This window comes from Schlesneria sp. (assembly GCF_036405755.1).
Classification (GTDB): Bacteria; Planctomycetota; Planctomycetia; order Planctomycetales; family Planctomycetaceae; genus Schlesneria; species Schlesneria sphaerica.
On record NZ_DASWWZ010000637.1, the window covers coordinates 1 to 21,852 of the forward strand.

Below are 21,852 nucleotides of genomic sequence, written 5' to 3' on the forward strand. Positions count from 1 at the left end.
CATCCCCACCGTAGGGGTACCCGATAACACGCGCTTCATTTGGCGGGCCTTGTGATTTGCTCAAAGTAGGATTTGATTCGATCAGCGTACTCAGGATGCGACTTCTTCCCGGCACCTTGCAGGATTTCCGTCCGCAACTGGCCGGGAAGGCGCCCCCAGTTCTGACGGGCATGCTGCTGCAATTCGACTTCGAACCGGCCCAGATCGACTCCCTCTGTGGTCCCCCCAGGAGTCGCTCCCTCACCACCATTGCCCAACGGCTCAGCCGGTTCGTTGCTGGGCGATCTTGCCGAAGGGGCGTCGTTTCGGGAACGACCATTTTGTTTCGAGTTCTTTCTGGCTCCTTCTTCGGACCTCAGCAACTTGGCAAACTGCCGAAACCGCTCTGCTGCACCGGCCAGTTGCGACGGAGCTTCCGTTTCACTGGCGGCAGGTTCGTCCTCGGAAGACTCGTTCGAAGCGGCCGCCTGCTTTCGGGGTGAATCATCCTCGTCGTCTGCTTTGTTCGTTTCAGGGTCTTTCAAGGAACCCGCTTCGGACGGAGGGTTACTCGAATCCTGTCCTTCACCCCGAATCGGTGAATCTGTTTCGTCGCCTTGGGGCGAAGAATCAGAATTATGGGATTCCTCGGATCCCGGTTCGCTTTGACTCTGTTCGGGGACTGTTTTGGAGGGAGCAGCGGGAGATTCTTTTCCGCTCGCGGACCCCTCGGCTGTCGAGGACGATCCGCCCCCCTCGGCCCTCTCGGCTTGAGAAGCTGACGATTCTGACTGCGATTTCGGGGAAGACGACGAAGGAGAATTGCCGTTTTTTTCGCCAGCTTTCCCGTCATCTCCTGGCGACTGACCAGAGTCGCTGCCGTCTTCACCTTTCATACCCTCTTCGCCTGTCCCCTTTGCGCCAACTTTGCCTGACGACTCCGACGGAGACTTTGGGGAAGATGACGAGGGAGCATCGCCAGGCTTTTCACCAGCTTCACCCTCATCCCCCAGCGACTGTCCTGAGTCGCCGCCGTCTTCGCCTTTCATACCCTCTTTACCTGCCCCCTGCGCGCCCTCTTTGCCTGACGACTCCGACGAGGACTGCGAGGCCGATGACGAAGGGGGACCCCCAGGCTTTCCTGCACCCATTCCATCACGGCCCGGGGACTCTCCTGAACCACCCTCTCCTTCACCATTCATTCCACCTTTTCCAGAGCCCTCGGTCCCGTCACTGCCATCCGACTTCGACGATGACTTCTGGGACTGTTGACCAGCGGATTTCTCCTGGGGGGAATTTTTCTGGCTGGCTTTTCCGGCTGACGAGGCAGGTGATTTCTCAGCAGCCATTTGACTCTTTTCGGCCTTCGCCTCTTGCTGGGACTGATCGCGAGACGACTCTTCCTCTTTATCCGACTCCTCTTTGTCCGACGGTTTTGCCTCTGATTCCTTCGCCGAGGCGGCGGGATCCTTGCCCGGTGGTGGCTCCTGACCGGCTTTCTTTCCGTCGGGCGAAGAAGAAGAGGAAGAAGCAGCCTTTTCCTGGCTTAGTTTCATTTGTGCCAGCTTGATCTGGCGAGTCGCCTCGGCAACCTTCGCCCCGACCTGTTCGGGGACGGGTGTCACACCCGGCGATCGAGGGGGCGTCGGCTTCACTTCGTTTGCGGCTTCATTCAGTTTCTCCGTCGCTTCGGCCGCAGCTTGGGCAGAAGCGGAGGTGTCTTTCTGGGCCTGTGCGTTCTCTGCTTTCCGCATGGCGGCTTCTGCCTGTTCCGTCGCCCGACGTGCTTTGTCTCCCGCTTCTGCCACTTCACGAGTGTCGGGCCCCTTCAGCGGGGCCGACTTGAGCGTCTCAGTGGTCTCAGCGAGCTCACGCGACAACTGTTGCGCCGCAGCGGTGGCTCGACGCTGTGCTTCAATTCGGGCTCCCCGAACCGCCTCGGGAGATTTCGCCAACTCTTCCAGTTCGCGTGCCATCTCTCGCTGCTGTTTGGCCAGCTGCTCTGCCTGACGCGATTGAGGGGTGGGGGACTGACCGTCTGGATTCAACTGCTCATTCGTCGCCTCCGCTGCCGTTTCTGCACGACGCGCTGTTTCCGCAGCTGCTGCCAAGTCCCCCGCCTGTGCCTGCTGTCGAGCCAGCTCAGCCTGACGGGCGAAGTCGGCCGCCTCCTTCGTCGCGGGTGAGTCTGCTCCAGTCTCTCGCAGCAGATCGATCGCCTGCTCCGTGGCAGCACGAGTGATCTGTTCCTGCTGCTTCAACGCCTTCGCACCCCGCTCACGCCAGGCCTGTTCATCACGGGACTCGGCTGACTTTGATTCCGCACCCTCGTTCGCGGGTGCACTCGTTTCTGCCTCGGGAGACCGCGCCTCTTGTCCAGCACGACTCCCCGTGTCCGTTTCCCCGGATTCCGGTTTGGAACGACCTTGCTCGTCCGATTCTGCTTCGTGAGTTGCATCAGCACCGGGGGACTGACCGGATCTCGGGTCCCGATCCTGCTTCGACTCTGGTACATCGTCGCCGGGGGTTTGCCCCTCAAGCGCCCCTTGAGGACCCGTTGCTGCTTCCACTCGGTTGGGTGATGGAGTCCCTTTTGGATTGTCAGACGCACTGGTCTGCGGGCGCGCTGGAGAAGATTGGGGCTCGGAACCGGTCTCTAATGACGCGCGATCTGCGGAAGCGTCATCATTCGTGCGGGGCTGCTGATTCGCCTGATCTTCTCCAGTCGGTTCGGCGTCCGACGTTGATACCGTCGCTTGCGCCGCATGAGGCTTGGTCGGGGGACTGTCACCTGTGGCGACATCAGTCTCCTGTTTCGTCGCGTGGGCAAGCTGGTCCTGCACCTGAGCAAGCTGTCGTGCCCGCTGGGCCAATTGGTTGAGTCGTTCCTGCTTGTCTCGCCGTGCCGCCTCCAGAAGTTCAGGGTGGTTTTTCAGCAATTCATCCATCCGCTTGCTGAGCTGTTCTCCTTCGTCTCTCAACTTCTGCAAGACTTCCGGGTCGACGTGACGATCCTCTTGATCCGCCTGAACAGGCCCCCCTTCGTGCCCCTGATCATTTCGCACCGTCGCGGGACGGCTCTTCTGAGCTGGCGCGACTACCTGAGGCTCTTCGTCGCGGGAGGGGTCTGCCGGGTCGGCGGGCTGCGTCAGCTCGGACCGATTGGCCAGTTCTTTGACCTGAGGGCGAGCTGTCTCGTCTGAAACCGTGGCATCTGCCGGGTTGTCTGTCCCCTCACGATGCTGGTCGAGACCCTCCAATTTTTCGGCGAGTCGTTCTGCCCGCTGTGCAAGTCGGGACAGTTCCGCCAGATTCTGCTCCAGCTTGTTCAGTTCGTTCAAATGTCGGCCGAGTGTCTGCAACTTTTTGTCGGCAGCTCCCAGGCGGTCGATTGCTTGCGCGATGGGTTCGAGCTGATCCCGGGCGGGCTTATCATGGGCGTGTTGCAGCTTTTCCGCGGCCACGTGTAAGTCCTCTGCGGCAATCTGGTCCGTCGCGTCAGCCAGTTCCGACGTCATCAGCCGCTCGGCGAGACGATCTCCCAAGTGCTGCAGTTTGTCGAGCAGCGCATTCTGTTCGTTCTGCAGGGAGTCAAGTTGTTCGTTTTTGTCAGTCGGGTGGTCCCGCCCGAGCGCCTCTCGCTCGGTCTGTTGATGCAACTGCGTCATTGCATCTTTCACATCTCCCAGATCCGCGCGCAACTGGACCAACTGGTCGTCCATCTGCTGGATTTCCGTTGCCAGTTCCTGATCGGGAAGCTGCGGAAGACTCGTGTTGACCATCAGGGTACGACGAGCTGACCACGTGACCTGCGGTCCGGCTTCAGTCCGATTATCCGCTGCACGAATGCGATACGTGACGGTCTGACCACCGGTTAGGTTGAATCGCGTCAAGTCGATCGTAAACGAGTGAGCCAATCGAAGAGGGTTCAGTTGATCATCTGCCACCTTCTGGATTTCCTCGATCCCAGTCGAAGCCTCGATGAACAACTCGACAGCCGATAGACCAAAGTCATCATTAATTTCGGCGCGCTGCTCATACAGTTCGTCAGGCCGGACAAATACGGGATGGTCCGGGCCACTCAGTCGCAAAGTCGGGGGTTCATCCGGCGTCACGAAGAGCGATCGAGCCAGGTCTCGATTCTGAAGTCCCGACGAATTTGAGGCGAGAATCGAGATCGCGCCGGAAACACGCGCCATCACTGCTGCTGTACCGCGCGTCCGGTCGGCAGACAGCGTGAGGGGAATCAGATCCTCGACCTCTGAAGCATCTCGAGGGGGAGCGACGGGGGATGAGGCATCTGGAAGGGACTTTGGCCACTGCAATCGGGCTTCAACGACGGGTTCACTGAACTCCACCGAGACCAACACCTGACTTGCTTCCTGGATTCGGACTTCAGGCGGCACACTGGTGAGCGACCGGGCTGGCAGACCGGTGTAGGGGGGTGGTTCGATTTCCATCTGAAACCGCGTCATGACGGGGGGATCGGCCACGACGACGCGATGCATCCCCGTCCGGGCTCCATCCGATGTCACGTCAAAACTCAGCGACTGCTGAACTCGAGGTAACGTTGTGACGAAGGTCTCCGTCTGTGTATCCCAGACGAATCGACGCTGATCGGATCCGTTCCGCTCGTCACGCCAGTTCAGCCTGAGTGATGAAAATATCTCGGGATTGACGATCAAGCCATTGTGACGCGGAGTCACTTTGACGTGGATCGGCACATCCGATCCACGAGCAACAACCTGATCCCCTTCGACCACGTTCAGGATCCACCGGGACCCCCACGAAAAATTTCCCCACGGGGCGAAAAATCGGCTGAGGAGCAATCCGTAAGCGTCGGCATTCCACACGAATGGCGCCATCAGCAGCACCACCGCGATGGCCGCAATCAAAGCGGCTCGCAGGGGTCCCTGATGGAACGAGATCTGGTCGATGGAAAGATGTTTGAACGCTTTCACCGTTTGCCGCGCGAGCAGATCCTGCATCAACCTGGATGCCCCGGGAGCCAGCTCGGTCCCGTCACTTCCCCTTAGTTCGACGAGAGATGTCAATCTCTCCCGCAGTTCCGGAAACTGCTGTTCCACCACGGCTGCCAGCGAGGCGAAGGAAACGGGAGCCCACATCGGGCGAAGGACGCCGCGCCAGATCAGCACCACCGCCAGTACGACCCAGCCCCCCAGTAGCACCCCGCGGATTGTTCCGCTTAACCCCAGCCAGGCATCCAGCACCACGACCCCCACGAGATAAAGAGCCATCCCCACGATCAGACGGCTCACGCCACGAATGAACGCCGCATCCCGAAGCTGCTTGTCGAGACCAAGCAACTGCTGTTCAATCTGGGTCGGGATGCCGGGAGCGACTGCGGACATGGCTACTCCGAGCCTGTTCTGGCCTGAAATGGGGAATAACTGGAAGCGGACGCGTTCGACGCGCTGCGATGGAGATTCCTCAGACGGATGGGACTTTGCTGCCAATATCTAAGTCTAAAAGGCTACCCAGCTTAAGACCCTTAGCACGATTTGCGTGACGCTACGTTTTCATGAGAGAACAGAAGTAACGGTGTAGACAATTACTCAATATCTGATCGGCAATTCGAGTTTTTTGCCGATTCGGCGTATTCTATGCCGAACAAGATGAGAAATGACAGTACCTGTTTTAAAAACACAAGGCTGCTGCGACCTGCGTCGGATGAAGAAGGGATTTTGATGTCGCTGGAAATCAAAAACGTCAAGAAATCGTATCGGGACCCCAGCGGGGGGCGGGTTCCCATATTGAATGTGGCAGAATTCAAACTGGCACAAGGAGAACAAGCGGTGCTTGTGGGCTCCAGCGGGGGCGGCAAGACAACGCTGCTTAACATCATCGCGGGGATTACGGCGGCCGATTCGGGCGAGGTCCTGATTGGCGGCACCGATATCGTGAAACTCTCGGAGGCCGCCAGAGATCGTTTTCGGGCAGAGCGTATTGGCTACGTCTTTCAGACGTTTAACCTCCTTCCCGCATTTACGGCGCTGGAGAATGTCTTGCTGGGGATGAGTTTTGGCGGCCGCAAAGCGGATCGGGCCCGAGCCATTCAACTGCTGGAACGCGTTGGCCTCTCTCACCGACTGCACCACAAGCCGACGCAAATGTCGGTCGGTGAGCAACAGCGGACCTCCGTCGCCCGGGCGCTCGCCAACACTCCGCGACTGTTACTGGCCGATGAACCGACTGCCAACGTTGACATTGCGAACCAGCAAACCGTACTGGACCTGTTACGAGATTCGTGTCGCGAGCACAATGTTTCGCTGCTGCTCGTCACTCACGCCCAGGAAGTCGCCGCTCAGTTCGACCGGGTCGAGAAACTCTCGGAATTCAACCGCCCCCTGGCCGCAACCAAAGCCTGAACGGGGTCTCGGCCACAAGGTGCCGAGATCGGGTCAAAAGGGGAGGTTGAGAGCCCTCCCGCATTGGCGATTCGCCGCTGCCAGGCGGCTTTCAAATCGAGACCCCGACCTGCCGTCCAGTTTCTCTTTCCCCAAAAGCGCTGTAGAGTTTCTTGAGACTGCATGCCCCTTCACTTCTCACTTCTTTCTCAGGGAACACACCATGAGTGATCTGGTCGTAATTGTCTTTGATGATGATAAGACCGCTTTCGAGATGCGGACGGCATTGATCAAGATGCAGAATCAGTATCTGATCGAGCTGGAAGATGCAGTCGTTGTCACGAAGGATGCTGCAGGGACGGCCCAGCTCCATCAGGCGGTCAATCTGACGGCAGCAGGTGCGGTCGGAGGTGCCTTCTGGGGTTCACTGATCGGCATGCTGTTCCTCAACCCGCTTCTGGGAGCCGCTGCCGGAGCAGGAGCGGGAGCACTTTCAGGCGTGCTGTCCGACATCGGCATCAGCGACACTACCATCAAAGATGTCTCGGAAGCATTCAAGCCAAGTACTTCGGCCCTGTTTATCCTTGTCCGCAAGGCAACATATGACAAGGTCCTGGAAGGACTGAAAGAGTTTGCCGGGAAGGGGAAAGTTTTCCAGACATCACTCGCCAAAGACACGGACGCAGATCTCCGCGCCGCTCTTGAAAAAGTGTCGTAGCACACTCCCGCCAGGCCGAAAACTGATTCGCATTCAGCAGGTACGCCGAGGTGGCCTTCCGATGCATCGGCATGTCAATGACCTGGTTCGCTCCCTCTCCGTCGCCGCTTCACCGCGGCCGCCGAGAGGCAGTCTTTCGATCTGTTGCCAATTTCGCTCCCGGCCGGCCTCTCATCACCGTCGACCTGCCGACACCTGTTCCGCAACAGAGAAGACATCGTTCGCAACCGGGCCAGTGCGACTCTGATCGACTCTTCCCCGCGACTGGCCGGTGATGTCCCTCAGTTTCGCGCTTCGGCCGGGCATCGTCAGCCATTTCAGGCTCAGCAACTTCCCACAGAGTCAATTCACCTCGGGTCTGACAGCAACGTTCGGTACGGCACAGCGGGTCAATTTCCCGGAGTTCGATCTGGCTTCGATGGAATCGTGTAAGAGAAACTTCCGGGAACGGTAATTTGCTTCATGATGTCCTTGATGAAACGTTTTTTTGAGTGCTTGAGATAGCAGGGAACGGAATCAAATGAGTGACAGCAGAATGGAAGACCGCGGCACGCATGGCTGCCCTTCAGGAACCGAACATGATCGGGAAATTCCCGACATTGATCTGCTCAGTCCGTTGACGATCCGAGGCGTGACGCTGCGCAATCGCGTTGTGATGTCACCCATGTGTCAGTATGTCGCCCAAGACGGATTCGCGGATGACTGGCATCTGGTCCACCTGGGGAGCCGGGCATCCGGCGGTGTGGGGCTGGTTGTCGTCGAAGCAACGGCGGTCACCGCTGAAGGCCGAATCACACCGGGTGACCTCGGCATCTGGAGTGATGAACACACAGAACCGCTGGCTCGGATTGTGCGGTTCGTTCACTCACAAGGAGCCGTCGCCGGAATCCAGCTCGCTCATGCGGGGCGCAAGGCAAGTTGTGATTTGCCATGGAATGGTGGAGCAGGGCTGCTTTCCGATTCAGTTGGCGGATGGCCGGTCATTGGCCCCAGCCCGATCCCCTTTGACGAGGGAAATCCCGTGCCACACGAAATTGATGCCGCTGGCATCGACGGGGTGGTAGCGGCCTTCGATGCCGCCACGCGCCGGGCGCTCGCCGCTGGTTTCAAAGTGATCGAGATCCATGCCGCCCACGGGTACCTGCTGCACGAGTTTCTGTCACCTCTCAGCAATCATCGAACGGACCAGTACGGAGGCAGCCTGGAAAACCGGATGCGTCTGTTGCTGCGTGTGGCGAAGCAGGTTCGACAAGTGGTGCCCGCCGACCTCGCTGTTTTCGTCCGCATTTCCGCGACTGACTGGGTCGACGGAGGCTGGGACCTGGACCAGTCGATTGTCCTGGCGAGCCGCCTGAAGGAGCTGGAAATCGATCTCATCGATGTCTCGTCTGGCGGACTTGTCCCTCGCGCCCGAATTCCTGTCGGCAAGGGATATCAGGTTCCACTCGCCCGCCAGATTCGTGAGAAAACAGGCATCATGACGGGAGCCGTCGGGCTGATCACGCAAACCGCCGAAGCAAACGAAATTATCACCGGAGGGGACTCTGACCTGGTCTTCATCGGCCGTGAATTGCTGCGCGAGCCGTACTGGACGCTGAAGGTTCAGCACGAGCTGGGAGAGGACCCGACCTGGCCCATTTCGTACGGATACGCCGTGAAACGGCGGGCAAAATGAACGGCATCACGGATGGATGCGAAAAACAGACCACGTCAGCCCTCGATTCGTTCGTGTGTCGGGCGGCCCCCCCCACACGAATGAACTGATGACGACCCACAGGGACAAGTCAGCAGACAGAAGCCGCCGTTCCGGTTCATCCCTGAAGGACGAACCGGTCGGTCCACGGCTTCTTACTGTGAGATTGTTTCCTGGAGCTTCCAGCGGGCCTGCCTGAGCTGGGCGAGGTCAGAGCCTTTCAGGACTTCATACCAGACCGTGACCAGCGTTCCGTCGTCGCATTCGACCGTGGAAGGGTATCCCAGATCGGAACTCGTTCCGTCGTCTGTCAGGACGATCGGCGCGCTCCACGTCGTCCCTTCGTCACGACTGGTTCTCACCTGGATCCCAAACGGACGTCGTCGATAGCCATAGCTCATCAGTAATCGACCATCCCGCAACCTCAGCAGGTGCGAGGGGAGGCCCCAGACACCGATGGGATGCGGTTCAGACCAGCTCTTTCCACCATCCGTCGACTCCGTCTGCAGGGTCTCTTGCGCGTTGGCCGCGTTATGGTTTCGGATATGCACGATCAGCTTGCCCGAATCGAGTTCGACGGCGTGTAGTTCGTGGTAGTTTTCCAGCGAGTCTCCCTTGCGAGGAGTGAAGGGGGACAGCAGAGTCCAACTGACACCATCGTCGTTCGACTCCCAAACCCCTACGGTGCGATCCTTGCTCCACAACCCAATCCCGGCGTACAGCACACGGCCATCCTTCAGGGCAATGGGACCATGCGGGCTGTTGCAGGGAACGGCGTAACGCGACGACCAGGTGACGCCTCCGTCAGTGGAGCGCCACATCCACGTCCCTTCTTCCCGTCGGCGATCCTCGGCAGACAGGCGTTCGTGAGCGGCCTGCCATTCGGCGATCTTGACGGCATCCCATGCACCGGGCTGTCCCGCCGCGATTTTCCTGGCCGCTTCGTAGCCTTTCGCGTAGTAAAGCGAGGTGAAATTCGTCAGCAGCAGTGATCCTCTGGTCGTCTCAACCAGCCCCGCATCACGGTCATCAATCGGGCTGTCGTAGATGACCTGCGGCCATCCCCATGTGAGGCCATTGTCTTGCGACCTCATCAGTTCCAGCCTGCCGAACGGGCAGACATGCGATTCCCGCCCCCCCGAAAAGGTCAGCAGCAGTTCTCCATTCCGACGTCGTGCCAATGTCGGCCAGCCATGGTAAAGCGGTGGTTTCCAGCTAATGACGCGGAGGTCTGTCACCCGTGCCCGCTGAACGTCGTCTGCCCAGGCACCTTGAGACGCCAGAATACCGACCCCACCTGCAGCAAGGGCCCGGAGGCATGTGCGCCTCGAAAATTTGCAGTCCATGTCAGACATCCCTCATCGTCACGGTCGACAGCAGAAGCGAAGATCAAAGTTCGGCTACGATACCATTCCGAGACAGGCGATGTCACCTTGACCAGTGTCCAGACAAACGAAGTCAAATCAGCCGCTTGAGGTGTGATCTTCACGAAGCCCCCCCCCTTCGACGACAACGCGATGGCAGGGCGGGGCATAGGGTACCGGCTGCAGTGTTATTCTTATTCCTGCGCAGCCGCACCTTCCGAATGCAAGGGTTCCGCTAAGAGACTTTGATCACGGAACGGCTTCTTTCTATTATACTGCATCAGCCGGTCGTGATTTTTCGAAGAGTAGTCTGAAAGGTCAATCGCCATCGTCTCCTGCCGATAGGCCTCATCGAATCGACCGACCTCTGCGTAAGCTGCAGCAAGGCAAGTATGCGTCAAATAGTTCGTAATTGGGCGTAGTCGCAACGCCGCTTCTGCGTGCTCAACGGCAGCGGCTCCGTTTCTGACGGCGTCGTCAGGGCAAGTAGCCAGAATCCAGGCGGCTTGCGAGTGGGCATAGGCGCTGTCAGGATTGAGTTTCACAGCCTCTTCAAAGTGCTGTACGGCCTCAGAGAAGCGGCCACGTGATGTCGCCAAGTGTGCCTTAGCATTATGAATAGCACTAAAGCCCGGGCGGAGTTCTTCGGCCTCCTTCAAGTAACGCTCAGCCTCTTCGTAGTTGCGGAGTAAGACTTGGTTACCCACATTCTGCAACTTGGAGCAAACCGCCTCCAGATCGTCAGGCAATTCTGACAAGCGCGTGTGACCAACCGGCAGATTCTGCGATCGCAACATTTGAGCCGCGAACATACATGAGCGTTTTCCCAGGGAAAAGGACGTTGCCGCCGCCTCCAGGTACGGACGTCCCAATTCGATCTGTTTGCGATTCCACAGCGTTTTCCCTGCTGCGAAGTAGAGGAAGGTCACCTCATCACGAGTGGCCCGAGCCATGATCTCGTCGAACGCCGTCCCGTCCCACTGAACTTTGTCCGGTTCTTTGAGGGCCCGTAGCATCAGGTTGGCAAATTCAATCAACTGATCGCTTCCGCGCGAGATGGTGGCCTGCGGTACTGCCTTCAACAACTTGTCGCGCAGTGCGAACTCGTTGAGTTCATCGGCAATCAAAGCTCCGTGCACGACCTTGCGGGGATCCAGGTTCAGATCAACCGTATCCATTAGACTTACCGGTTCGATCTCAAATTGCCGAACAATTTCCAGCGCCTGTGTCAGCTTCCCGTCCATCAGATAACGGTCTAAGAGGGAATCCGACTGCGCTTGCGACAACGGCGGAACAAACGATTGCCAGTATTGATCGGCCAGAGCTCGTGCTGCGCGGACATCTCCATGACCGGTCCTCACGCACCAGATGTACCAGTCTGCTTCACTTCCGCGATAGCGTTCCGAAGCGGCGCGAGTGTAAGCCTCGGCACGTTGCCAGTCTTTCAGCCCTTCAGCACAGTGTGCCGCGGTTAACAATCCAGTGCTGGAGTAGCTTCCGGCGGCGCTTTCGGCGTACGGTTGCGCCCCCTCCCAGTCACCTTTTCGCATCAGAAAGGTGGCCAGGTTCCCCTCAGTATTGGAGCGTTCCAGTCCGAAATCAGGTAAAGCCAGTGAATCTTCCAACGTCTCCTGATACGCAGTCAAGTTTCCCTGCCAGTAATAGACGTCGGCCAACTTCCGATACGCGGCATACGTCGGCTCCAAGTCGATCGATTTTTTGAAGCACCTCACCGCGTCTTCCATTTTTCTGAGGGTTTCAAATTTTTCGGCCAGCTTAATCATCACATTGGGGCACTTGGCATATGTCACCTCCCATTCAGGGGCCAGGAGCTTTGCATTTTCCCAGTCGTGTTCAATCAAGACCGCCGCCGTAGCAGGTTGGTGTGGGCTGACACTTCTCAGACATTGAGCAATCGAAGTGGGCGGAGCGGACTGATAGCGTATTTCCTTGACGAGGTCCTCGTAGACAAAATCAAAGTTCAACAGAGTCTTGGGGAAGAATTGTGCGTAGTCGTCTCTCGGCGCCGTTCGACTAAGCACGTCCAGCATCAGGAGCATTGAATGCTCATAGTTTCCTGGTTTGAAATCTCTGGCAAATTGAGACATCTGCGCGGCACCGAATTTCTTATCATCAGTGAAGGCATCCAGAAAGCCGATCCACCGATGAGATTCAACCAGCGGCCTCAGTATCTCTAACGACTTCTCGGCACTGATCCCCAACATCACATCTTCACAATAAAGAGTGTGAACCACCTGAGTGAACGTCGTCTCCTCCAGCATCTCAGCCAACATGCTCCAGGAAGGCTCGCTCTCGTCATTGAGATCCCCCCCAGCAGCTCGCAGCGCGTCGATAAAAGCGATGCGGGAGCGGTATTCATTGTCTGGATCGAATTGCTGACTTGCGCTCTGCGTCGTGGCAATCTGGAGTGCTGCGGGAGGAAGATCCGAAATCGCCTGCAACTTTGGATAGGTCGAACTCCAGGTCACATCAAATCCGGCTTCGGTGACCGCTCTGTAGTTTCCAAGCTCGTAGGTTTCGCAGAGCAACAGCAGCGCCTTGAACGACGCGGGATTCACTTCCAGGAATCGGGTGATGGTGCTCGTGGCCTGCTTCTTGCTGCCGATTCGCTGAGAGATGCGCATTAGCAGATAAAGTGACAGCTCTTTGTCATCCCCTTTTGTTTTCTGCAGCACATCAGGTTTGTAAGCGCAATACGCTTCGATCAGATTCAGCCACGCCGGAGCGGTCCCCCCTTCGATCGATCTGGCCGCCTGGACATCAGCCAACGCGGTCACATGGCGTCCCGCCAGGGCACGTGCATAGGCTCGAAAGGCCAGCGTGGCAGGTGTCGATCCACGCCGGGCAACATAGCGTTGCGCGTATAGCAGCGCACGAGCTTTGAAGCTCTTCGGCATCGAACTCCAGTAGTGGTCCGTCAGACTGCCCAGGTTGGAATAGGCTTCAATCAAACCTTCGAGAACTGCGTCAGACTCTCCGTTTGCGGCGAACTCGGCACTCAGGCGCCGAAGCTCTGTAAACTGTGAAATGGCGTCGAGCTTTGGCCGACCGCCAGGGCGTTTCGACGGGACTGCGCTACCGGAATCAACAGTCGCCCTCGTCCGAAGCGAGAATCCCGCGTCCTGCAACGCCTGAATGAAGTCTCCTCGAGAGAGCGCTTCGAGTTGACTGACAAAGTCTTCCAGATCGGCCCCATTGAACGGAATTGCCTTTGTCCACTGAAAATGCTTGCCGTCACGCTGCGTACGACTCACTTCAATGACACAAAGAGGGCCTTGCTGCTGATTCCGATGATCGATTTTTGAGGAGACCTGAAGCGGAAAACGGGGCTCGCCAGCTTCGAAGAGCAGGACCTCTCCAAAGTTTGAGTCACGAGTCCGTAGTCCCATCTCACAGCGTGCCGCCATCAACACAGATTGACGGACGAGTTCGCGAGCGAGTGACCCGTAATAGCTGACAAGCTGGTTTCCATCCGGGAGTTCGGGTGGGGCAAGTTCAACAACGTTCTCACCCGTCTTAATCCGTTTTCCTTTAAGGTAGATATTCGCTTCGATTTCTGCCGCTGCGTTATTCGCAGGGACAGGAACGTCATCAATGAAATTGTGAGAATCGACGCTGACCACGTCATTATTGTCATTGACGGTCATCACCATCTTGAAAGTTCGGAAGAGACTGGGCCACGAGTAGACGAATCGGCGATTGGGTGGCGCGCCCGCTTCACGTTTGAAAGGAAATCCACGTATTTGACTTGTCGCTTCCGCCAGAGGCACGGTCGGTCGTTCCCTGCCTCCATCCGGGATCCGAAATCGGGATTCGAACGACTTTAAAGTCTCTCCGTAAAATTTCGACGAAGTCCCTTCGATGAGGACCAGCACCAGCAATGTCAGGATGCCGCCCCACACCAGCACCCGCTCCCAGCCCGCTCTTTTCTTTTTCTCGGCTCCAGACGACTTTTTGGAACCGCGCGTCGGCACACCTTCAATCGATTTTTCAGGACGACTCATTGGAGTTCCACGGGAGGGGTGTCAAAGCAGATTTCAGGTCCAGCTTGAAATAACGTCGGACCGACGGCTAATAAAACGACACAGTCTAAACCACACAGAATGCATCTACAAGCGCCCCTACTATTACTGGAACACTTGATTAGGGTCCCAAGATATAAGATGCCGCGCCGCAACAGGGAGTCACAGGGGTTTTTTATCCCACTAACTTCATAATCCGCTTCCCCGTCAATGTTCTTGACTTTAAGCCGGACGAGGAGAACGATCCGGAGCGTTTTTTCCTATCAGTACTGAATCGTAATTGCTGCAGAGTTGTGCTGCCCGCCTGAATTGCACGAGCAGTCAAAAACTGCATTCACCGCGATTCCGGGCGCAAGGTCTCGCCGGAACGATTTAAGGGTGTCAATAAGAATGGCCCGGCCGGGGAACCGACAGGGCCATTCTTGCTAATTGGGTTTGCCGTTGCGTGCCGGAACCGAGTCTGTTCCGTCACCAGCAATCGTTCTCCGACAGGCAGGCTGTCAGAACGTCTTGCAAAGGGTGCCGCCGTCGACGACTAAGGTGGTTCCGGTGATGTAGCTCCCCGCGTCACTGGCCAGCAGCAGTGCGGGGCCGGCAAGTTCTCTCGGATCGGCCCAGCGTCCCAGAGCGGTCCGGGTGGCGAATTCGTCCAGTTCGGCAGGACTGAGGACGCTTGCCGGAAGGTCCGTCAGGAACGGGCCAGGAGCGATACAGTTACAGGTGATGCCGTACGGGCCCAGGTCCAGGGCCATCGCCCTCGCGAGGCCAATCAAGGCCGCTTTTGTCGCTGAGTAGCAACTGCGTCCCGCTTTCGATGTCAGCCCCATGACCGACGATATGTGAACGATCCGGCCCCACTGGCGCTGCTTCATCTGCGGAATTAACGCACGAGAGAGACTCATGCAGGACGTCAGGTTCAGTTCCACAATCCGGTCCCAGTCCTTGTCAGTGATCGCGTCGATCGGTTGAGGGACGTTCGAGCCCGCATTGTTGATGAGGATATCGACCTTCCCCATCGCCTCCAGCGCCGATTTCGCGAGCGCGTCGACTTCACTCCGGTTCGTCATATCAACGACGAAGGAACGGCCCCGGACGGACGTTCCTTCGAGAATTTCCGGGAGTGCCTGTTCGAGTTCATCAGCGTGACGGCTGCAGATGACAACGTCCGCCCCCGCTTCCGCGAATCCACGGGCCATCGCCTTGCCGAGGCCTTTACTGCCCCCCGTGATGAGCGCCACTTTTCCAGTCAAATCGAACAGCGGAGAAGCCATCGAGCGTTCCTTGTAGGCTGAAGGTTTGAATGACAGTCTGAAGCAGGCAAGGTACGGCTTCCGAGTTGTGCATTCAAACTCACTTCACCCGTTCAGGATGTCATCGCTTGCGGGCAAGCTCCGTCCGCAACATCTCCTGCTGGAACTGACGGAAAGGAACCTTACGGAGATTGGGATCCCGCAGCAGTTTATCCCAGTCGGCAATCAATTGCCGATCGGTTTTCTGGAACTTCCAGGTCCATTCATGCCGTGCCTGCAAGTGCAGCACTGGCTCGGTCTCGGCCCGCAGGTCAATCGAAAGTGGCAGCAGTTCGCGGGCTCGCAGTTCCTGATTGAGTCGCATGCGAGGGGCGGGGAACAGTGACTGCGGATGCAGGACAGAGTTAAACTGCGCGATCCAGTCGGCAACATGCAGATACTGCTCAACCAGTTCAGGCGACGTCGGTTTAAACCCTTCGACGTTGTACTGGTAGTGTTCAGCGGTGAGCGACAGTTGCAGCTTGTCAGGTTCGAAACGGGTTTCGAAATCGGGATGAAACTGGAACCACAGCACCTGTTGTGCTTTTAACGAAGAGGCCGAAGCTTCTTCCGCCAGCGCGGCCATGCGCTTTTGCGCTTCGTCTTCTGCGAGACCAAGGAACTGACGGATCTCATCCTGGGTGAGTTCAGTGCTAAGCTGCCGACGGGGGTTCAACACGGTGAAACGACGATGAGCCAGTTCAAAGATCGTCACCTCGCCCGCAGGTTCGATGTAGTCATAAACCTTTCCCGCGTGGAACAGCATCAGACTGCGAACGACGACTCGGCTGGAGTCGCTTCGAGACGGCGCTGGTGGTCCGGAAAGGTCACGAATCGTGGTGTAGACACGAACTTCTTGGGCCAGCGAGCAGCTCCCATACGCCCACGCCAGGAGTGCGATGATGACGAAGTAAGTTCGTTGGATCATGGTTCTTCTGCCTGAAATTCGGTTTGCGTTGACACTCGAACGATGTCATGAACGCCCTTCGATCTGAGCCGGTGACAGTAAATGTGATGGGGCGATCGCAACAAGACGAGAACGTTCGTTTCACACCCCGATTGCGGCACCTGACAGAGGAGAGGTTCGCGGATCGGCGAACGCTGCCGAACGGCCGCCTGATGTCGCCGCCCAGACGGGTGTTCAGGCAGTTCAGGACTCAATTTTCGGAACTGCCACAGAAATTAAAAACTTCGGCCAAAGGCCTGAAAATCCCCTGAATTAAGGCATTTGGGACAGCACAGGCACCTGTTCCGGCAGCCAGTGCCGATGGTCGTTTCCGCAACTGATGATTGAATACGGCACCGGGAGCCACTAAGCTGGGGCGGTTTGGCTGACTGTAGCGATTAGGAAAACACAACGGTAAGTACTAACTCTGCGAGGGCCGGTGGAGTTCTAATTAACGAAGGTGGCACTTCCGCCCGTGATGCTCGTATTCGAGAAGGACCTCAGACGATAAGAAACGCCAGCGAAGGAATCGCTGTCCAGAGCGCACCGTCTACGAACGATCGACCGGCAGTCGAACACCTTGATTTGACATAGGTTTTTGCACGGAGCGAATGAATGAAGGATCGAACACCTCGGGCGTCTTGGATGTCTGAGAAATTCTGGCGTAAGAATCGGCTGGCTCATAGCCTGGCACTCCTCAGTGTCGTGGCTTTAGCCGCTACCGGAACCTTCGCCGTTGAAGATGCGGCGAACGTCGCTGGCACGGGATTGAGCGGGATTTTTCCTTCCACTCCACCCGATGATCTCACTGAAGAACAGTTCGCCAAACTGGATGGCAACTGGGCCGAATGGTCGAAGGGGGCCTCGGATGCGGTGGCCAACTTCTATGCAAAACTGGAAGGATCTGACGCCGCGGCCCAACGTGATGCTCTGGGCGTTCTGAAGGTCAAGCAGGACGTGATGCGACGGGCACTGGATGATTCATCCTACCGTTCGCTCCACAGCCCGCTGACCGCTCTCAATAACAGCTTGAAGCTGCGAATCGATCTCGCCGAAGCCGCGCTCGACACGCTGGACATCGACGGCCACAAGCTCGCCGGAGCGAAGACCCGTGCGCGTGCAAATCAGTTGCTCTCGTCGATTCAATCACTCGAGAGCTATCTGGGCACCATCGGCAACGGATCGTTGTGGCTTCCTTACTTCAATATTCCTGAACTGAAGGGCGCCTTGCAGGCCGATCAGGAAGGATCATTGCCACTCGCCGCGGCACTGGAAGCGCAGTCGAAGCTGAAGACTCGTGATCACGTGCTGGATGCAACTCAGCGTGAATTCACGACTCGTTCACCGTTCCAGTCATTCGCCACTTCGCTCGACCAATACATCTCGTCGGCATCGTGGACCGATCCCGTCGCAGCAGGACAGAAACTGCGAGCCGAGCTGAAGAATCTTTCCGACGCACTCGACACCTACATCTCAACCGGTGAAAAAGCTGGCGAACTGCGGGACGCATTTGCTCGAGCCCGTTATGTCGCCCCGGATGGCGGCGACCGACTGGCGAACTCGCTGCAAAGCCGTCTGTTCAACTACAACCTGCGGGTGCTGGTGACCGAAGCGTTCCTGAACCGCATCATGTCTGACAGCCGAACGGTCCAGGGTGCCGTTCGTGACTTCATCCTGGGTGCACAGGTAAATGGCTGCCAGGTGACCAATACCACCGTTAATGTGGACCTGCTTCCAAGCAGCACCACGGCTCGGTTCGCCTTGCGATTGAACGGAAACATTCAGTCCAATACGGCCGGTGTCACTCCTCAGGCAACTGTCTACACGGCAGGTAATCACACGTTTGCGGCCACGAAGGAAGTCAACTTCGACGGCTACCGCTTCATGACGTCGCCTGCAACGATTGGTGTGAATCCGCACAACACCACGACCGGGATCAATACCAAATTCTCTGGAATTCCTATTCTCGGACGAATCGCACAGGGAATTGCATCACAAGCTGTAGAAGAGAAAAGAGGCGAAGCGGAAGCGATCGCAGCCAGCCGAGTTCAAGATGGTGTGCTGCCTGCCTTCAACCAGGAAGTCGATTCCAACTTCGCTCAGCAGACCGACAAGCTGAATCGCGAAGTCTACACCGGTCTTCGCAATGCCGGAGTTTTTCCTGACACCTTCACCTACCAGTCGACAGATCAGATGTTGACGCTGAATGCTCGGGTGATGTCCCCACGTCAGATCGGTGCAGACTTGCCGGAAGGCCGCCTGCTGACCGCGACCGGAATCACCGCACTGATTCATGAAACCGCGATCAATAACGGTGTCGACAAGATGGGTATCGCCGGTCAGACGCTGAACGAAGAACAGCTGAAAGCGAAACTGGAATCGTTCATCAGCACCATCCTGAACCGCCCCTACCACTTGCCTGAACAGCCCAAGGCTCCTGTCGAGGAAGACGAAGAGACACAAGATCTGAACGCGATCATTTTCGCTCCTGTGGATCCGATCCGCGTCCGAGTCGCTGATGATGAAATCAACATCATCATTCGGGCAGGTTTCAAGCAGGATGGAAAAGAAGACATCCCCATGCGGGAAATTTCGGTTCCCATCTCGCTGGCTGCTCAAGGGGGCCAGATCATCGCCAAGGCGGGTAGTGTCATCGTGGCAGCCGCTGAAGGAGAAGGGGGCGGAGTCGCGATCAACGCTGTCGTCCGCAAGAAGATTCAGTCGATGCTGCCTGACCGCGTGCTGGACGGAAAAGTCGAGATCCAGACACCCACCAAGATCGTGGTAGCCTACGTAACACAGTTGCTGCTCGTCGACGGCTGGATTTCCGTCGGAATCAACTGATCCCTCTGATGATCTTGCAATCAAATCTCGAAAGGCCGGTCGGAATGGATCATTCTGACCGGCCTTTTCGTTGGGTTATCTTCGAGACGAAGTTGGGCATGGAGCGGCAGGTGGCCGATTGAGATCAGTCGTCAGTGTTGGCGGCATCTCACCACGTCTCATCCAAGGGAGTTTGACGCCCACTTCACGAGTTCCTGACGGAGAAAACTCCACGACGGGTATCATCGAGTTTCATGCGATGCTGTCTCTGATTCCATTGGATCATAAACTCCTTAATGACATCGGTGCTGGTACCGGGAAAGAAGAGTTGTCTGATGCGTCTGGAAGGTCGTGCAACGGGTTGGTTCACATCCTCGTTCGAGTTAATTCTCGATGGGACTGTGTTGGGCGTGGTGACGGGCGAATGGTTCCGCGAGAACCTGCATCTCCCTTTGTCAGACAGGTCTATCAAGCTTATCCGCCCCTCCTGGCTGAAGAGCCGCTACGTGCTGACTGACGATTTAGGGACCGAACTTGGTTCCGCGACGCTCGTGGGTTTCTTCCTCACTCACTGGGAGATGGAACTGAAGTGTGGCCCCGCCGTACTGGAACGTGCTGGCTGGTTCGTTCGGGGATACGTTCTACGGCAAGGAACCAGGATCCTCGCGACTGTAGGGCCTGTTAACTGGTGGTCTCGCAACTGGGAAGTCAGCGCGGACGATACATTGTCGCGCATTGATGTGTTGCTGCTTGGATTGATGTACGTCACAATCCGTAAGCGAGAATCACGTCGCCAGTCGAGTCAGTAACCACAGTCCATAGCCTGACGTCGGTCACCAACGAGGAAGATGCGAACATGCGAGTAAGGTCGATCGTTATTTTTGCGCTATTTCTTTGCCATGGTCTGGCGCCGACGCTGGCTTTTGCTGACGATAAAGCAGGCCTCGCTAAAGGGCTGATCGGACAATGGCCGCTGCTGAAAAACGCGATTGACATCTCCGGTAACGGACTCGACGGGCGAGTCAACGGCGTGACCTGGAACGATCCGGCAGCGGATCATAACGCGCAAGGCGCCTCGTTCGACGGACTGAAGTCATATCTCGAAATCCCTGCGAACAAGAATTCCGCTCTCGGTAGCAAGGACTTTTCCGTTGCTGCCTGGGTCTGGACCGATGCCTCAACGGATGACGTCCCGGGAGACATCCTCAGTCAATATGACCCCGCGTCGCGTCGCGGCTTTCATGTGGCGCTGAAGACAAATACCGGCGTCACCTTGAATCAGGCCAATTTCCGTCAGCTTCAGTTCGGCATCGATAACAACAAATCGTCCGGCTGGCGCGATGCAGGAAAACCCGGTAAGGAATCACTGCTGTCATTTGGCCTGATCACCCACCGTGGTCGTCTGTTTGCGGGAACATGCGAACCAGGGGAGGGACAATCGGGACGAGTCGCCATGTATTCACATGGAACAACCTGGATTGATTGCGGAAGCCCCTCGCCCAGTAACGCGATCACAGCCATGGCTTCTTTTGGCGGAGAGCTTTACGTGGGCACGGGAAAGTACCGGGTCGCCGGTTCCGCACTTTCCGAATCGCCCAATCAGCATCGGGGGGGGCAGATCTTCCGCTACGCGGGAGGAACGAACTGGGTCGAATGTGGCACATTGAAGCTGCCTGGTCAGCCTGATCGTATCGAAGCCGTCTCTGGCCTGGTGTCATTTCAGGGACGACAGTATGCGGGATCGCTCTACAAACCCGCCGGATTTTTCCTGCGATCAGAGACAGGCGACTGGAACGAGATCGACGTCCCCGACGGCAAGCGCGTCGAGGCGATGGCGGTCTACAACGGTCATCTGTATGCCTCCAGCTACGATAACGGACATGTTTACCGGTTTGATGGCAAGACCTGGTCTGATCTGGGGGAAGTCGGCAAGCCGGGCGAGAACACCCAGACATACTCCTTCGCCGTTTATCATGGGCGGCTTTACGTGGGAACGTGGCCCAGCGGCCGCGTTTACCGCTTTGAAGACGCGAACAACTGGACCGATGTCGGCCGTCTGGGCGAAGAGCTCGAAGTGATGGGGATGCTGGTCCACAACGGCCGTCTGGTTGCAGGAACCCTGCCGCTCGCCGAGATCTACCAATACAATGGCGGAACAGAATGGCAGCGAATTACGCAACTGGACACCACACCAGACGTCAAGTATCGCCGTGCCTGGACTATGGCCGAGTATCAGGGTCAGCTTTTCTGCAGCACCTTACCTAACGGCCGGGTCAGCTCTTGTGAAATCGGGAAACTGACGACCTGGGACGAGGAATTTCCGACCGGCTGGCACCACGTGGCGGCCGTCAAGTCAGGCGGAAAGCTGAATCTCTTCGTCGATGGTGAGCTGAAATCGAGTTCCACAGAATTTGACGCCGCCGACTACAACCTCACGACCGATCAACCGCTGAAAATCGGCGTCGGACCGAATGACCACTTCCGCGGTCGCCTTCGTCACGTTCGACTCTACAATCGGGCGTTGTCGACGGCAGAAGCCAAAGCACTCGCCTCGGCAGAGTAGCGCTGGTGGCTCGATGATGTACGAACCAGAAAGAAGATCAGCGACAACGACGAGACCCGATTTCCA

At 57.3% G+C, this 21,852-nt stretch carries 11 protein-coding genes; 6 read left to right on the forward strand and 5 right to left on the reverse strand.

The features are described 5' to 3' along the window. Positions 1 to 35: 35 nt before the first annotated feature. Entirely contained in the window at positions 36 to 5,351 is a 5,316-nt protein-coding gene (locus tag VGE80_RS21220) for a hypothetical protein (RefSeq protein ID WP_440594030.1), read from the reverse strand. 336 nt (positions 5,352 to 5,687) lie between these two features. On the opposite strand from VGE80_RS21220, the gene VGE80_RS21225 reads away from it, so the two are divergent. From VGE80_RS21225 to VGE80_RS21235, 3 genes are all read left to right on the forward strand, one after another. After that, the gene (locus VGE80_RS21225; RefSeq protein ID WP_373652848.1) at positions 5,688 to 6,368 is read left to right on the forward strand and encodes an ABC transporter ATP-binding protein; all 681 of its coding nucleotides are present in this window, start codon (positions 5,688 to 5,690) and stop codon (positions 6,366 to 6,368) included. 202 nt (positions 6,369 to 6,570) lie between these two features. After that, the gene (locus VGE80_RS21230; RefSeq protein WP_440594031.1) at positions 6,571 to 7,065 is read left to right on the forward strand and encodes a DUF1269 domain-containing protein; all 495 of its coding nucleotides are present in this window, start codon (positions 6,571 to 6,573) and stop codon (positions 7,063 to 7,065) included. Positions 7,066 to 7,585: 520 nt separating this feature from the next. Then, positions 7,586 to 8,740, forward strand: a complete 1,155-nt coding sequence (locus tag VGE80_RS21235) for an NADH:flavin oxidoreductase/NADH oxidase (protein WP_440594032.1) — start codon at positions 7,586 to 7,588, stop codon at positions 8,738 to 8,740. Positions 8,741 to 8,913: 173 nt separating this feature from the next. On the opposite strand, the gene VGE80_RS21240 is transcribed toward VGE80_RS21235, so the two are convergent. The 4 genes from VGE80_RS21240 to VGE80_RS21255 all read right to left on the reverse strand — a co-directional run bounded on the left by VGE80_RS21240 (position 8,914) and on the right by VGE80_RS21255 (position 16,382). Further along, positions 8,914 to 10,104, reverse strand: coding sequence for a sialidase family protein (locus VGE80_RS21240; protein WP_440594033.1), 1,191 nt, complete (start codon positions 10,102 to 10,104; stop codon positions 8,914 to 8,916). A gap of 212 nt (positions 10,105 to 10,316) precedes the next feature. Beyond that, positions 10,317 to 14,147: a tetratricopeptide repeat protein gene (locus VGE80_RS21245; RefSeq protein ID WP_440594034.1), complete on the reverse strand. Its 3,831-nt coding sequence runs from the start codon at positions 14,145 to 14,147 to the stop codon at positions 10,317 to 10,319. A gap of 518 nt (positions 14,148 to 14,665) precedes the next feature. Then, the gene (locus VGE80_RS21250) at positions 14,666 to 15,436 is read right to left on the reverse strand and encodes an SDR family NAD(P)-dependent oxidoreductase (RefSeq protein WP_397569428.1); all 771 of its coding nucleotides are present in this window, start codon (positions 15,434 to 15,436) and stop codon (positions 14,666 to 14,668) included. A 100-nt stretch (positions 15,437 to 15,536) separates the two neighbouring features. Continuing rightward, complete coding sequence (locus VGE80_RS21255; protein ID WP_440594035.1) at positions 15,537 to 16,382, reverse strand: hypothetical protein; 846 nt, start codon at positions 16,380 to 16,382, stop codon at positions 15,537 to 15,539. A 663-nt stretch (positions 16,383 to 17,045) separates the two neighbouring features. Between VGE80_RS21255 and VGE80_RS21260 the strand changes: the two genes are divergently transcribed. The 3 genes from VGE80_RS21260 (at position 17,046) to VGE80_RS21270 (ending at position 21,786) form a co-directional block, all read left to right on the forward strand. Next, positions 17,046 to 19,244, forward strand: a complete 2,199-nt coding sequence (locus VGE80_RS21260) for a hypothetical protein (RefSeq protein WP_440594036.1) — start codon at positions 17,046 to 17,048, stop codon at positions 19,242 to 19,244. Between the two features lie 275 nt (positions 19,245 to 19,519). After that, positions 19,520 to 20,032: a hypothetical protein gene (locus VGE80_RS21265; protein WP_440594037.1), complete on the forward strand. Its 513-nt coding sequence runs from the start codon at positions 19,520 to 19,522 to the stop codon at positions 20,030 to 20,032. 47 nt (positions 20,033 to 20,079) lie between these two features. Further along, on the forward strand, positions 20,080 to 21,786 hold the full coding sequence (locus VGE80_RS21270) for a LamG-like jellyroll fold domain-containing protein (protein WP_440594038.1): 1,707 nt from the start codon (positions 20,080 to 20,082) through the stop codon (positions 21,784 to 21,786). Positions 21,787 to 21,852: the final 66 nt, after the last annotated feature.